General features: G+C 44.7%; 12 protein-coding genes. 7 read left to right on the top strand and 5 right to left on the bottom strand.

Annotated elements, in window-relative coordinates; all coding sequences use genetic code 11:
• Window positions 1–46: 46 nt before the first annotated feature.
• From AC23N5_RS14860 to AC23N5_RS14840, 5 genes are all read left to right on the top strand, one after another.
• On the top strand, window positions 47–2,377 hold the full coding sequence (locus AC23N5_RS14860; protein ID WP_487756199.1) for a TonB-dependent receptor: 2,331 nt from the start codon (window positions 47–49) through the stop codon (window positions 2,375–2,377).
• 90 nt (window positions 2,378–2,467) lie between these two features.
• Window positions 2,468–2,824: a heavy-metal-associated domain-containing protein gene (locus AC23N5_RS14855; protein WP_487756198.1), complete on the top strand. Its 357-nt coding sequence runs from the start codon at window positions 2,468–2,470 to the stop codon at window positions 2,822–2,824.
• A gap of 292 nt (window positions 2,825–3,116) precedes the next feature.
• A complete protein-coding gene (locus AC23N5_RS14850) occupies window positions 3,117–3,824 on the top strand; it encodes an Abi family protein (RefSeq protein ID WP_487756197.1) in 708 nt (235 codons plus the stop codon).
• A gap of 25 nt (window positions 3,825–3,849) precedes the next feature.
• A complete protein-coding gene (locus tag AC23N5_RS14845; protein WP_487756196.1) occupies window positions 3,850–5,790 on the top strand; it encodes an ATP-binding protein in 1,941 nt (646 codons plus the stop codon).
• 9 nt (window positions 5,791–5,799) lie between these two features.
• Complete coding sequence (locus AC23N5_RS14840) at window positions 5,800–6,324, top strand: YfiT family bacillithiol transferase (protein ID WP_487756195.1); 525 nt, start codon at window positions 5,800–5,802, stop codon at window positions 6,322–6,324.
• A gap of 72 nt (window positions 6,325–6,396) precedes the next feature.
• Here the strand turns inward: AC23N5_RS14840 and AC23N5_RS14835 are convergent, their stop codons facing one another.
• A complete protein-coding gene (locus AC23N5_RS14835) occupies window positions 6,397–8,859 on the bottom strand; it encodes an alpha/beta hydrolase-fold protein (RefSeq protein ID WP_487756194.1) in 2,463 nt (820 codons plus the stop codon).
• A 148-nt stretch (window positions 8,860–9,007) separates the two neighbouring features.
• Here AC23N5_RS14835 and AC23N5_RS14830 point away from each other — a divergent pair, with 148 nt between their 5' ends.
• Window positions 9,008–9,199, top strand: a complete 192-nt coding sequence (locus tag AC23N5_RS14830; protein ID WP_183979570.1) for a cold-shock protein — start codon at window positions 9,008–9,010, stop codon at window positions 9,197–9,199.
• 84 nt (window positions 9,200–9,283) lie between these two features.
• On the opposite strand, the gene AC23N5_RS14825 is transcribed toward AC23N5_RS14830, so the two are convergent.
• The 4 genes from AC23N5_RS14825 to AC23N5_RS14810 are packed head-to-tail and all read right to left on the bottom strand — an operon-like array spanning window position 9,284 to window position 13,722.
• Entirely contained in the window at window positions 9,284–10,108 is an 825-nt protein-coding gene (locus AC23N5_RS14825; RefSeq protein ID WP_183979568.1) for a ZIP family metal transporter, read from the bottom strand.
• A 24-nt stretch (window positions 10,109–10,132) separates the two neighbouring features.
• Complete coding sequence (locus tag AC23N5_RS14820) at window positions 10,133–11,707, bottom strand: arylsulfatase (RefSeq protein ID WP_487756193.1); 1,575 nt, start codon at window positions 11,705–11,707, stop codon at window positions 10,133–10,135.
• A gap of 1 nt (window position 11,708) precedes the next feature.
• Window positions 11,709–12,602: an SMP-30/gluconolactonase/LRE family protein gene (locus AC23N5_RS14815; protein ID WP_487756192.1), complete on the bottom strand. Its 894-nt coding sequence runs from the start codon at window positions 12,600–12,602 to the stop codon at window positions 11,709–11,711.
• A gap of 46 nt (window positions 12,603–12,648) precedes the next feature.
• A complete protein-coding gene (locus AC23N5_RS14810) occupies window positions 12,649–13,722 on the bottom strand; it encodes a CaiB/BaiF CoA transferase family protein (RefSeq protein WP_487756191.1) in 1,074 nt (357 codons plus the stop codon).
• 55 nt (window positions 13,723–13,777) lie between these two features.
• Between AC23N5_RS14810 and AC23N5_RS14805 the strand changes: the two genes are divergently transcribed.
• Entirely contained in the window at window positions 13,778–14,335 is a 558-nt protein-coding gene (locus tag AC23N5_RS14805; RefSeq protein WP_183979560.1) for a hypothetical protein, read from the top strand.
• The last annotated feature ends 658 nt before the right edge of the window (window positions 14,336–14,993 follow it).

Raw genomic sequence — 14,993 nt, 5'->3', positions numbered from 1 at the left:
ATAACTGTTTGTAGAAAATAAGTTATACAATTGACTGCGTAAACAAATGAAATTGAGGAATTTAATACCATTAAGTGCTAAAGCACAAGTTAACCGTTATTTGCTAACCGTGTTAACGCGTTATAATAAAACAAATGCGCTAAGACTTTTGCTCAATGGCTTAATACTAACTGTATTTTGGGGAGGAACTCTTCAAGCCCAGCGTATTTCGGGCTTGGTAAAGGAGCAAGTAGGGAAAGTCAAAAAGCCATTGGTAGGCGTGAACGTATTTTGGCTAGGGACAAATTTAGGTACGGCTACTGACACAACGGGGCAGTTTAACTTGGCTCGTTCGGCCAAATCTAATCAGCTAGTGGTGAGCTACATTGGTTACAAAACCGATACGTTGAAGGTCACCAACCAAGACAATCTTGAGATTGTGCTGGTGGCTGATGGCCAGTTAGGGGAGGTGGTCGTACGAGGAACTTCCTCACAAATCGACCGCTTGAATCCTATTCAAACCGAAATTATTACGACCAAAGCCCTTGCCAAGGCGGCTTGCTGTAACCTGTCGGAAAGCTTCGAAACCAATGCTTCGGTGTCGGTGAGTTTGAGCGACGGCGTGACGGGCGCCAAACAAATTCAGTTTTTGGGGTTGGGAGGGCAATACGTGCAAACCAACGTCGAAAACATTCCGAATATCCGTGGTTTGGGCACGACCTTTGGCCTAAACTACATCCCAGGAACGTGGATACAAAGCATCGACATTGGCAAAGGGGCAGGCTCCGTCGTCAATGGCTATGAAAGCTTGACGGGAGCGATTAATGTGGAGTTGGTCAAGCCAGATGCCCGCGAGAAACTGTATTTTAATGCGTACGTCAACAATTTTGGCCGTGGAGAGGTAAATTTCAACGTCAATAAAAAACTCAATGAACGTTGGTCAACGGGCATACTTTCGCACGCAAGTACGCTCCAAACGCGGGTGGATAACAACGGCGATGGGTTTCTGGACATGCCCCTTTACACGCAACTTAACGCGGTTAATCGTTGGCAGTATAAAAGCGACAAAATGATGGCGCAGTTTGGGGTAAAAGCCCTTTACGAGAACCGTTTGGGAGGACAAGTAGGGTTTCGTGAAAACATGCGCGGAACGTCGCAGGCGTATGGTTTTGGCAACACAACTCGCCGTGTGGAGTTTTTCTCCAAAACGGCCAAAATGTACCAAGACAAGCCGTACAAAGGATTGGGTTTTATCGTAAACGGACTGACGCACGCCAGTGACTCGTACTTTGGATTTGCTAATTACGACGCTCGCCAACAAACATTGTATGCCAACCTGATTTATCAGTCGATTATCAATAACACCAACCATAAGTTTACGACGGGTTTGAGTTATTTGCTGGACGACTACAACGAAACCTACAAGGATATTCACCGTATGCGGACGGAGTCAGTGCCTGGGGCGTTTTTTGAATATACTTATAATTACCTCGACAAACTGACGCTTGTGGCAGGTATTCGAGCTGATGCACATAACCTTTTGGGGGCGTTTGTTACGCCGCGTTTGCACCTTCGCTGGCAGCCGTTTGAACAAACAACGCTTCGGGTATCAGCGGGACGAGGGCAGCGTACCCCGAACGCGCTGGCCGAAAACTATGGCTATTTGGTAAGTCAACGGTGGGTGCGTTTTGTGGACGAGCTACGACCTGAAATTTCGTGGAATTACGGGGCAAGTTTGACCCAAACCTTCCATTTGTTTGAAAAACACTGGGATGTGGTTCTGGACTATTATCGAACTGATTTTCAAAACCAATTGGTGGTTGATAGCGACCACGCCGACGATTTGGCCGCGCATTTGTATTTTTACAATCTCAAGGGTAAATCGTTCTCGAATAGCTTTCAAGCAGAGCTAAACGGTTTATTATCAAAGCGTACCGAAATAAAATTGGCATACCGTTTGTTTGATGTTTGGCAAACGATGGGGCAGCCCGTCAACGATGTTCGCCTCATGGCTCGTATGATGATACCGCGCGACAGGGTGCTTTTTAACATTGGTTATACCTTACCTTACGATAAATGGAAAGCCGACTTGACGGTTCAGTGGAACGGGAAAGCTCGTATCAATGATCCGTTGCAATCGTTGGAAGCAACTTTGGATAAAAAATCAATGCCGATTCTTTATTCACAACCTTACACCAACGTGAACGCTCAAGTATCGCGGGCATTTCGGAAGTTTGAAGTTTATTTGGGAGGAGAAAATTTGCTCAATTTTAAACAACCAAACCCCATCATCAACGCCCAAGACCCGTTTGGGAAGTATTTTGATGCGGGGCAAGTATGGGGGCCAATCGTAGGTCGAATGGTCTATGCAGGAATACGAATTAAAGTCAAAGATTAAGAATAAATACAAGTAAACGTACACCATCAAACCCCAATGTACGTGAATCATCCAAAAAACTCCCCATCGGGGTTGGGGGCTTTTAAACCAATGAAACAATTAACATTCCTTTTTGTGCTCGTACTGGGAGTAGTATTCAGCACCGTAGCTAGTAAGCCTGGCAAAGAAAAAGAAGTAAAAATTAAGACGTCGGCGGTGTGTGACATGTGCAAGGAACGCATCGAGAAAAACTTGACGTTGAGCAAAGGAGTGAGCGAAGCAGTCTTAAATCTGGATGACAAAGTGGTGACTATCAAGTATAATCCTAAAAAAACGGACGAGGCTGCGCTTCGTAAGGTGATTACGGATACGGGCTACGATGCCGATAGCCAAATGTGTAATAAAACGGCTCACGACAAACTACCAGAGTGCTGCCAAAAGGGAAACGAAGCCCATGGGCATCATTAATTTCAGGAATCAACAAAAAAAGGGAGCATTTTTGCTCCCTTTTTTTGTTGCCTGTGATGAGGGTTGCTCACAACCCGACGAGTATAGTTAGCAATAAAAAAAATGCAGAATGATTTTGCAATAAAAAAAATGCGATTATATTTGCAAAGTCAAGACGACGTAAATCAAAAATAACAAAAAAGACCTGCCATTGCTGACAGGTCCAAATCTGTAACTTGGTTACGTTATTAAAAATAAGAGGCTTGACCAAGCATCACAGCACAAAGGTATAACTGTTTAGAGAATTGACCAAATGAAATTCAAAGACTTTAGTCGGTATTTTTCAAATGCACGAGTAAACAGATATTCGATAGCCACAGGTAATTCAAATAGCAAAGCCATTAAATTATATAAGGCCAATTTGAAAATTGCACAATCTTTCCATCCCTTACTTGGCATACTAGAAGTAATTTTAAGAAATAGAATAAATGATGTCTTGACAGCTCACTTCTCTGACCCAAATTGGATTATTAATCAAAAATCGGGCTTTATGTCGGATCCTTCGCTGACATTGATAGATAAACGAACAGGACAAAAAAAGACGAATGACTTTTTAAAACGAGAAGTCAATAAAGCCGAACAAAGGCTTCGTAAAACGGGAACAACTATAACAAGTGGTAAAATAATTGCCGAACAAACGTTAGGATTTTGGACTGATTTATTTGAGGCACATCATTATAAGCTACTTAAAGGCAAACCTATCCAAATTTTTAGTAATATTCCCAAAGGGTACGGGAGAAAGGATATTAATAATGCACTTACCAAAATCAGAAGATTTAGAAACAGAATCAACCACAACGAGCCTATCTGTTTTGCTGGTAATAGTATTAACTTCACATTAACGATTGAAATCTATGATTCAATCATTGATGTTCTGAGTTGGATTGACCCTCAATTAGTGGTATTGGTCAAAGACCTTGATAAGGTCAAAAAAACAATCAAGGCGGCAATGAAAATATAGCCCCTTAAAAAATGGTGGTCGAAAAATGTCGGATAGAAAATTGAAATATTTGTTTAATCCTCTTCAAAAAGAACCAAAACAATTGAAAGCCGAGTTTGTGGTAAGAACTGCGGTATTTAATCAATTATTTGAGGAAATTCAAGAGGATTTGATGCAGCATCCGCCGCAGCATTATATGATTTTAGGCCAAAGAGGTATGGGTAAAACCACGCTTTTATTGCGCCTTAAATATGCGGTTTTAGAAGATGAAAAACTCAACAAATGGCTTCTTCCTGTTCTTTTTAATGAAGAGCAGTATTCGATGCCTGACTTGGCCGCATTTTTTGAACATATCGCTAAAATTTTGGCAGAAGATCATACTGCTTATCAAACCCTTTTGGACGAAATGCGGAAACATGAATTTGACGCAGATTATGATCAAAAAGCTTTTGAGGTTTTAGTAGATTATTTGAAACAAAATCAGCAGAAAATCATTGTTTTCCACGATAATTTTGGGCAGTTTTTGGAGAAAATTGGCAAAACTGCTACGCACCGCCTCCGCAATATCCTGATGAACTCGCCCTATTTGCGATTGGTGGGGGCATCGGCTACCTTGCTTGAACATACGTTCGATTATAAAGAGCCGTTTTTTGATTTCTTTTACCAAATTCGGCTCAAAGGCATGACCACCGACGAGACAATCACGCTTTTTGAAAAGTTAGCCGAAAATGAAGGAAAAAGCGAGGCTTTTCAAGAAATGCTAAAGACTGAACGCCCGCGAATTGAGGTAATGCGAAAACTGTCGGGTGGAGTAATACGAACGATGGTGATGCTTTTTGATGTTTTTATGGACAACGAAAAGCAGGACAGTTTCAAAGACTTAGAAGCGATTCTTGACCGCGTAACCCCACTGTACAAACACCGCATGGATGACCTTAAACCGCAGCAACAGCTTATTGTGGATGCCGTGGCGCGGGCGTGGGATGCCGTAACTGTAAGTGAAATTGCGGAACTAGCTCGCTCAGAACGCCAAGGATTGAAAACTAATCAAATCTCAGCCCAACTCAAACAATTGGTTGATAATCAAATTATTGAAATAGAACCACGTGCTAAGGGAAGAAACCACCTTTATCGCCTTCAAGAACGGTTTTTTAACATTTGGTATCTGATGCGCTACTCCACACGCCAAGACAAGCAGCGGGTGATTTGGTTTGTAAAGTTTTTGGAAGGCTGGTGCGACACCAACGACCTTAAACAACTCTTTGAACGTTTTGATAATAATTTAGAGAAAGAAACGTACGAGTTGAATACAATCTTTGATAGAGCATTGGCTTATTCGATGGTGGAGAATGGGGGAGTCCCAGCTGAAAAATTAAGTGTTCTCTACAAAGCTATTATCTATCTGATTGATAAAAAATATAATAGAGAATCAATCCAAGTTTTAATAACTGCCTACGAAAAGTTAGCAGAAGATATTTTTTTAAAACATATCAGAATTTTGGCAGAAAGATTGGAAAACTTAGGAAATTGTGAGAGTGAATATGAACTTACAAAAAAGTTCATGTCAAGGTTAACAAGCCAGTTATTTCCGTTTGAAATATTAAAATTAATTGATATTAATTTTTTTGTAGAAATATTTAGTTTACAGTTACCTATAAATTTGTTATTTGTTAATGAAATTGAGTTAGCTGTAAAAATATATAAGACTGTAAATGTTAGTATTTTAGATTGGGGAGAAGTATCTAAGCAAACTGATAGACAAGATTTTTTTCAACTATTACTCTCAAAAAAACAATACCACACCGTCCACAGACTCTTTGAAGAAAACCCCGAACTCAAAGACCGATTAAAGCCCATTTATTTCCTCACAATGGAATACCTAAAAGACGAGTATCCCAACGAATACCTAAAAGCTGGAGAAGAAATGCGCGAAACGATTGAGGAATTGAAAGAACGCGTAAAATGGTTTGAAGAAAATTTAAAATAATACACACTCATGGACATTCAATCACTCCAATTCCCGATTGGAAAATGGTCGCCCAAAGGAGACTACACCGCTGAAGAAATACAAGAACGCCTGACCACGCTGAAGACCATCGCTGCGGAGTATCGGGCGTTGGCTGAACAACTTTCGCACGAAGAGTTACAAAAACAATACCGCGAAGGAAGCTGGACCATTCAGCAGTTGATTCACCACGTGGCAGACATGCACTTGTTGCATTACATCCGTTTTAAGCACGTCTTGACCGAAGATAACCCCAACGGCGTCGTAGCAAAAATTGATGCGTGGGCAACGATGGAAGAAGCCAAAACGGCTCCTATCGGTTTCTCGTTGCAAATGATAGAAGGCACCCATGCCCGTTGGACGAATTTGATGGAACAAATGTCGGTGGAAGATTTTCAAAAGGGTTATTTCCATCCGCTTCGCCAAATAAACGTCAAGTTGATTGATGCCTTGGACATGGGTGCGTGGCACGCCAAGCACCATTTGGCTCACATCAAGATTGCGTTGGGAAAATAACCAACATACATGGCCACAAACAAGCGCTACTACATAGTAACCGCCTGTTTGTGGCCAAATTTTATGATTTCTTTACGGCACTTTTACCACATCGGCTGGCGAAAATTGCCATTGGTTGTCAAAAAATCCCGCCATTTTGACGCCTTTTGTTCCTTCTTTGAGCATGGCAGTGCTGAAAATAAAGTAATCGGGGAAGCCGCTGCCTCCCGTAAAGTACTGATTCGATTCGGTTGCCATCATCCCTGCCAAACCTGTACCTGTGACGGCTGCCACCGAGGCTAGGGGGCTGTCGGGGCGTGGATAAATAAAGTAACCGCCTAGGTCGTCGCCCGAAAGGGTTTCGTTGCCAATTTTCATGCTGCCTTTTTGAACCTGAATCGGACATTGGCCCAGTACTAAATTCCACGCACTGTTGGTAGTGGCATTGCCAAAAACAACCACACCACGGTCGGCATAAGCCGCCAACGAAAACTCTTTGTCCGAAATCACATCAACGGCGCCATTGCCACGGTAATACCAAGTTTCGGCGTCGTAACGTGCTTTATTGTATGCCCATTCGTTTTCTTCTTTGGTGCCCGTTGTGCCATAGACAAAGACCATTCGATGGTTGAAAGCCGTTTTGAAAGTTCCGTTACGGTGCGCTCCTTTTTGCTGAATCGACGGTTTTTCAGTGGCTTCCCATTTATCTTTCTTCGCAAAATACAAGGGCTGGTTGTTCAACTGGAAAGTGCCCGTAATTTCTTGATTATCAATTTTTAGTTTAAAAGACTGATTCGCTAAAAATGCCGAAGGATGCACCGTGAGCGTTTGAACGTTGTCGGTGGTAATGGCCAGTGTCTTCTCGTTCGGCATTCGTTTTGCCTGAATTCGACTGTATTGCAACGGCTGAATTTGTTGTTCAACCCCAATCCAATGGTAATGCGAAGAAATGGCAGGGTTTGCCGTGGTAAAATCTAGGACGTCAGCGTCTTCGGCTTTTTTAGAACGGTGCCATTTGAAATAATCAAAAAGTGGTGCCCAATCAACACTGTGGTCGCCGTACCAGTGCGAGCCGTTGGGGTATTCATAATATGAAAAATCGTTGTGAAAAGCCCCCAAAGTGTTGCGCATAGTGCGGGCATATTCTACTGAAACGGTGCGGTCGGCGTCGCCGTGGAGGATGTAAACACCGCTGGCTTTGTAGTTTTGGGCCAAGGCCATGACGTTGCTTGGATTACTCGCCCGAAGCAGCAATTGCTCCACAGGATTGGTGCTATTTTCAGGAATTTTTCCGTCGGCTGAGCCGTAGCCCATCAAGGTCGGGTAGCCCGCACAAGGAGCAATGCCTGCCCATTTTCCTGGGAACGTCGCTCCCAAATACCACGTTCCGTGGCCGCCCATCGAGTGGCCTGTTAAGTAAATTTTTTGGGGATGAGGCTGGAATTTTTTCTCGGCAATAGCCAATACTTCCAACGCGTCTAAGCGCCCCCAGTCTTCCCAGTTGAACCCGCGCGGGCGGCGGTTGGTGGGCGCTACGAGCGTTCCCCACTCTTTGGGTTTATAGGCGCGTGCTTGGCCAATCGCCTCTACACCCGCTCCGTGTACCGAAAGAAACAAGGCTGACGTGTCCGTTTTTTCTCCTTTTTGGGGCGCAACTCCGTAGTATTGAACACTCCCATCAATGCCACTAACGAAGGTTTGACTGTAATGCTCTTTGTTGTTAACTGCTTGTAAAGTAAGGGTTTTGCTGTCAACTACTTTGCCATTTTGGAGGACAGAGACCTCACAAGTTAGGTCACCGCGTTGCGTAACGGCGCTGGCGTCGATTTTAAAACCAACTTTGCGAGAATTGAGGGAAGTAATGGTTGGAAGGTCAGTAATTATTTCTTTTCCTTGTACCAATGACCTGATTTTTAGCCCTGTAAGTGGTTTTTCAGTGGTGTTAAAAAGAACAATTCCTCCCCAAATCGGCTCGCTATTTTCTCCCAAAACCACGTGCGGAAGGGTGATATCAGGAAGGCTTAGGGAGATTGGTTTTTCGGGAAATACCAATCGGGCGGAAATGCCTTGGAAGCGCCCGCCCATTCCTACACGCACAATAAGTTCGTTCAACCCCTTCTTGATTTTAACGGGACTGTACATATATTCATAGCGGTTGGCATCGCCTCCGCGCGGAATGCCGTTGAAATACAGTCCTGCATGACCAGCGACGTTGAGGAGCGCCACCGTTTCTTTGGGCGATTGATACGTCAAATACACGTAGCCGTTGGACAGTGCCGCGTGGCGAAAACGTTTGGCCGTATCGGCCGTTATTTTTTGCCATTTGAGCTCTTGGCCTTTCTCGTTGGTGAGTAAAACGGCGCCTTCGATGGGTTTGACAAAGGTTTTTTGAATCAACTGGTAGGTAAGCTGGTCGGTGTAAATGGCTTCGCGACCGTATTGATGGCAGGGGCCAACGACTAAGCCTTCGGTGAAGGAATGCGTGGTTTGGGCATGGAGCGTATTAAGAGAAATGAAGCAGAAAGAGATAATAAAAAAGTAAAAACAGGTTCTCATTGTCTAATGGGTGGTTTTATTTTTTAAAGGTAAACAAAATAGTTTTTTGCATTGGCTGAAAATACTTTACCAAAAGTAAGAAGGAATAAATTAGGTATATTTGTTTTATCTTCTTACCTTTGAGAATCAATACTTTAAAGAGAATATAATGCAAGAAGGAACAGTTAAGTTTTTTAATGACACCAAAGGATTTGGTTTTATTACTCCAGCCAATGGTGGCGCAGACGTTTTTGTACACGTATCAGGTCTTGTTGATGACATTCGTGAAAATGACAATGTGTCTTTTGATGTGGAAAATGGTAAAAAAGGTTTAAATGCGGTTAACGTTAAAGTTATCTAATTTTAATCATATAAATCATTGAGTAAGAAGGCCGTCGCTATTGCAGCGACGGCCTTCTTTTTGTATGTAGCAATACAAAATGGTTTAACCAAGGGCAACGTCCAAAATCATCATGACCACAAAACCACAGATAAAACCAAGCACAGAAACGTCGGTGTATTTGTCGCGTTGGGTTTCGGGAATTACTTCTTCCACCACCACGTAAATCATAGCCCCTGCTGCAAACGCCAAGGCAAAAGGAAGGACAGGCTGGAGATAAATAACGGCAACCGCGCCCAAAACACCCGCTACGGGTTCAACAATGGCGGATAGTTGGCCATACCAAAAACTTTTCCAGCGACTTACCCCGTGCCGACGAAGTGGCATGGCCACCGCAAAGCCCTCAGGGAAATTCTGAATGCCGATGCCGATGGCAAGTGTGATGGCTGCCGATAGCAAATGGTCGCCGCCGCTAATGGTGGCCGCGCCAAACAACACCCCCACCGCCAGTCCTTCGGGAATGTTATGAAGGGTAATGGCCAACAACAACAGCGTGGTTTTGTGCCATTGTGTTTTCATTCCTTCGCTCTCGTTTTCTCCAAAATTGATGTGTAAGTGAGGCGTAAATTTGTCTAAAAAATAGATAAACAGTGAGCCAAGTAGAAAACCCACCGCAGCGGGCATCCAAGGGACACTGGGAAATAATTTTTCAGATTGCTCAATGCTAGGTGCTAATAGTGACCAAAAACTGGCCGCGACCATGACGCCGCCTGTAAAACCTAACATGGCATCGAGCACACTTCGGTGCATGGTTTTGAAGAAAAAAACCAAGGAGGCTCCAAGCGCCGTAACTGACCACGTAAATGTAGTGGCAATCAAAGCAGAGTAAACGGGGCCTATTTCGCGTAAAAATTGTTCTAACTGTTGCATAAAGGTTGGAAGGCTAACGGGAGATTATTCTCCTTTGGTGGCACCCACTTTGGCCGTCCAATCGCTGTACAAAACTTTTAATTCTTGTACTTTGGCAGGATGAGAGGAGGCAAGGTCGTAAAGCTCCGAACGGTCGTTTTCCATATCGTAAAGTTCCCATTTTTTGGTGTCTTTGGACCATACCAATTTCCATTTTCCCTGCCGAACGGCTCGACAGTCAAAGTGTTCCCACGCCAAATAAGGGTGGGGAGTACGGGTTTTCCCTTCCAAAATAGGCACTAAACTTTTCCCTTCCAAAGGCTTGATGGAATTTTGCTGGTATTGGCTTGGGTAGGTTGCTTTTGCTAATTCCAAACAAGTGGGCATAATGTCCATAATATGACCTAGTTGCTGGGTCTGAAATGGCTTTTTGACGAGCGCAGGATAATGCACAATCATGGGAGTCGCAATGCCGCCTTCGTGCGTAAATTGTTTGTACATTCGAAAAGGCGTATTGCCTAAAGCTGCCCACTCTTTGCTATACGTAGTGTAAGAACCTTTTTCACCCGCTTTTTTTGTCAACGACTCGGCATACGCTTTTTCGCCGAGGTCGCGTTGGGCGCGGTCGTTGAGCACTTCAGCACAAGCGCCGTTGTCAGACAGAAAAACGATGACCGTATTGTCCCATTGCCCCGTGGCTTTGAGTTTATCCATGATTTTTCCAATACCCGCATCCATGCGACTGACCATGGCAGCATAAGCCGCCATTTTTAAGTCCCATTCGTCTTTGTTGCTCACCGAAGACCAATCGGGCAGGTCGGCTTCTTTGGGTGAAAGGGCGTATTTTTGGGGAAATAAGCCCAACTGATATTGTTTTTTTAGGCGTTCGGCACGGAGGTAATCCCAGCCTTTGAGGTAGTTGCCACGGTATTGGGCGATGTCTTCTTCGGGGGCGTGAAGCGGCCAATGAGGTGCTGTGTAGGCGACGTACAGAAAAAACGGTTGGTTGGAACCTCGATTTTGGTCGATGTAGCCAATGGCTTTGTCCGAAATGGCGTCGGTCAAATAAAACTTTTCGGGGATTTTATACGGTTCGTTGTCTTCGAGCAAAATTCGCCCTGGGAGTAGTTCGTAGTAACTGGTTGCTCCGCTAATAAGTCCAAAATAGTGGTCAAATCCGCGCTGCAAAGGCCAATCGGGACGTTCTTCGCCCACGTGCCATTTGCCCGACATGTAGGTCTGATAACCTGCCGATTTGAGTACTTCGGCCATCGTTACGGTTTGTTTGCTCAACCAACCTTGGGTGGTGGTTTCTTTGGAGCGGTCTTTGACTTTGGTCACGACCATCGTTCCCATGCCTGCTTGGTGCGGATACATGCCTGTCAGTAACGACGCACGGCTTGGACAGCAGCGGGCGGCGTTGTAAAACTGGGTAAATTTTACGCCTTTTGAAGCAAGTTTGTCAAGGTTAGGAGTCTTGATTTCGGCACCGTAGCAGCCAATATCACTAAAACCAAGGTCGTCGGCCATGATAATGACAAAGTTGGGCCGTGGGGGTGTTTTTTGCCCCCAAACGACACCCATTCCCAGCAATAAGACCGACAAAATGAGCCTTTTCATGTTATTCAACTCCTTTTACTTGCATTTTGAGCGTGTAAATAGACTCCGATGCAGTGACAAACAACACATTACGGTTTTTACCCCCAAAACAAACGTTACCCACCCAGCCCGACGGAATCGGAATATTGCCTAGTTTTTTTCCCGTAGGGTCATAAACGGTTACGCCACGCCCCGTGATGTACAAATTTCCCAAGTTGTCGAGCGTAATTCCGTCCGAACCCTGTGCTACAAAAAGTTGGCGATTGGTGAGCGTTCCGTCCTTATTGATGTCGTATTTGTAGGTTTTTTGGTCACGGATGTCGGCCACAAAAAGGTGTTTGCCGTCGGGTGTTCCCACAATGCCGTTGGGTTGTTTCAAGTTATCGTCCACCAAAACGGGCGTTTTTGCGCCTTTAGGTAAAAAATACACACTTTGTTTCTCTTGTTCAGGCTTTTTATGTTCCCAATAATCGCGCGGATAAAAGGGGTCGGTGAAGTAAATTCCCCCTTTGGGCGTAATCCAGAGATCGTTGGGGCCGTTGAGTTTTTTGCCCTGATAACCCGAAAAAAGAACTGTTATTTCGCCTTTGGGAGAGATTTGCCACATTTCGTTTTTTTCGTCGGCGCAAGAAATGATGTTCCCTTTTTTGTCAAAAAACAAGCCATTAGAACGCCCCGTTTTTTCCATATAGACCCCCAAATTCCCTTCGGTGTCGTACTTCCAAATTTTGTCGTTGGGCTGGTCGGTAAAGAAAATATTGCCCTTTTTGTCAACGGCAGGGCCTTCGGTAAACTTAAATTGCTTCGAAATTTGCTGAAGGGTTGCGCCAGGTGCTATCAGTTGATTCACTTCCTCTTGCGCACGGCTTACCAACGGTAAAAAGGCAAGGGCTAAAATTGCGACGGTATTTTTCATTCGGTTAGTTGATTTGGTGTATAAGGACGTTCAACGGCAAAATCTACTATTTTAGCTCAAAAGCGACGGTTTTGACACGTTTACTGACGCTGCCATCGGCCTGTTTTTCTTCCAAAATCATGGCTTGCGCCGCTGGGAGTTCAAACACTTCTTGCATGTTTCTGATGGAGGCCGCAGGAACGCCCACTTTTTCCAATTGAGATAAAAGTTCTTGTGAATTCAGTTGACCGATGGCTTGTGCCAACGCCTCGTTCAGGGCAGAACGGTTTTTAACCCGAGAAGCATTGGTCGGATAAAGCGACACTAATTCGTCGTGCTGTATCACTTGACATAGGTTCTTAAATTGCTTTTCAGTACCCACCGCCAGCAAGATAGCTTTCCCGTCTAGGCAAACGTAGGAGTCGCCGTAGGGAGCGATGTTGGGATGTTGGGTGCCCATGCGTTGCGGAATGTGGTTTGCCATGAGCCAATTGGTCGCTTGGTTGACGAGGGAAGCCACCGCCGATTCAAACAACGACGTAGAAACGTACGAGCCTTGTCCTGTTTGATAACGCCGCAGGAGGGCTAACAAGATTCCTTCTTTCAACTGGTGAGCGGCCAAAACGTCAATCAAAGCCACGGGCATTTTGACGGCAGGGCCTTCTTTTTCACCATTCATAAACATAAAACCCGCTTCTGCTTGCAACACTACGTCGAATGCTGGTCGCTCGCTGGTGTCGTCGAAGGCGTTGAGTTGGGCAAAAATCAGGTTAGGATGTCGTTTTGATAAAGTGTCGTAATCTACGCCCAATTTTTGTGCCACTGCCGTACGGTAATTGCTAATGACAATGTCGGCATCTTTGATGAGTTCGTACGCTTGCTGGCGGTCAGTGGTATCTTCCAAATCCAGAAAATGTACCTGCTTGTTCCAATTGACGCTAGCATAGTAGGCCGAAGTGGTTGACGTAGGGTTTTCGGAAGGGAGTTTCCACGAGCGAGTCATGTCGCCACCCGTTTTTTTATTTTCGATTTTGATGACGTTTGCGCCTAGTTCGGCGAAAAACATCCCCACCGCAGGCCCCGCCAAAACACTGGCTAACTCTACGATTTTAAGCTGGTTAGTAAAAAATGATGAGGTCATACACAAATAGCTGCCTAAAAACGGCTAATTTTGCCGTGGCTAAAATTACTTATCAATGACAAACGAAGGTTACAATCCCGAAGAAATAAAATTACTACGGGAGGAATGCGAAGAAGAAGGCATGAACTTTGTTCATTGCGACGACGAAGACGAAAGCATGGCAGAAAATGACGAACTGGCTCACGTTCAGTTTGTTGGCGAATACAAAGGCCAAGAAGTCATTTACGATGCCATTATTTATACGTTACGCCTCCACCACAGCAGTTTGGTGTACGAGAAAGCCGTAGCGCAAGCTCAAAAAGTATTCCCAAAATACTTGCCCTTGGATGAACGTGGCCCAGGCTACAAAATCAAGCCCGAAGAGGAAGAAGAAGCGGAAGAGCTTATCACTGAGTTGATTGAGGCGATTGAGGAAGAAGAAGAAGTGAAAGTGAAAGAGCATTTGGAAATCGACACGGAATTTGAGTACGGTGTAGGACTAGATGCTTGCCTGAACGTAGAAGCTGTAACGGAAGAAGTCATTACTGATTTTGTGAACAACTTCAACAAAGGCACCCTCAAGCTCGATTCAACGCTTTATTCGTTTCGTAACGATGAAGGCGACGAAGAGTAATTTCTAAGAATTTCTTTGCAAAAAGCCCTCCCACTTCCAAGTGCGAGGGCTTTTTTTTCGTGTTTTCGGTTCCTCAGAACCGAAATGTCTGTTGGGCGTCGGATGTGAGCATCCGACGGCACGTTTTGTGTTTTTGGTTCCTCAGAACCGAAATGTCTGTTGGGCGTCGGATGTGAGCATCCGACGGCACGTTTTGTGTTTTCGGTTCCTCAGAACCGAAATGTCTGTTAGGTGTCGGATGTGAGCATCCGACGGCACGTTTCGTGTTTTCGGTTCCTCAGAACCGAAATGTCTATTGGGCGTTGGATGTGAGCATCCGACGGCACGTTTCGTGTTTTCGGTTCCTCAGAACCGAAATGTCTATTGGGCGTTGGATATGAGCATCCGACGGCACGTTTTGTGTTTTCGGTTCCTCAGAACCGAAATGTCTATTGGGCGTTGGATGTGAGCATCCGACGGCACGTTTTGTGTTTTCGGTTCCTCAGAACCGAAATGTCTATTGGGCGTTGGATATGAGCATCCGACGGCACGTTTCGTGTTTTCGGTTCCTCAGAACCGAAATGTCTGTTAGGCGTCGGATGTGAGCATCCGACGGCACGTTTCGTGTTTTCGGTTCCTCAGAACCGAAATGTCTGTTAGGCGTCGGATGTGAGCATCC

This window comes from Runella sp. R5_40, from assembly GCF_057652295.1.
Note: the sequence above shows the minus strand (reverse complement) of the source record. Positions and strands in the feature narration are given on the sequence as shown.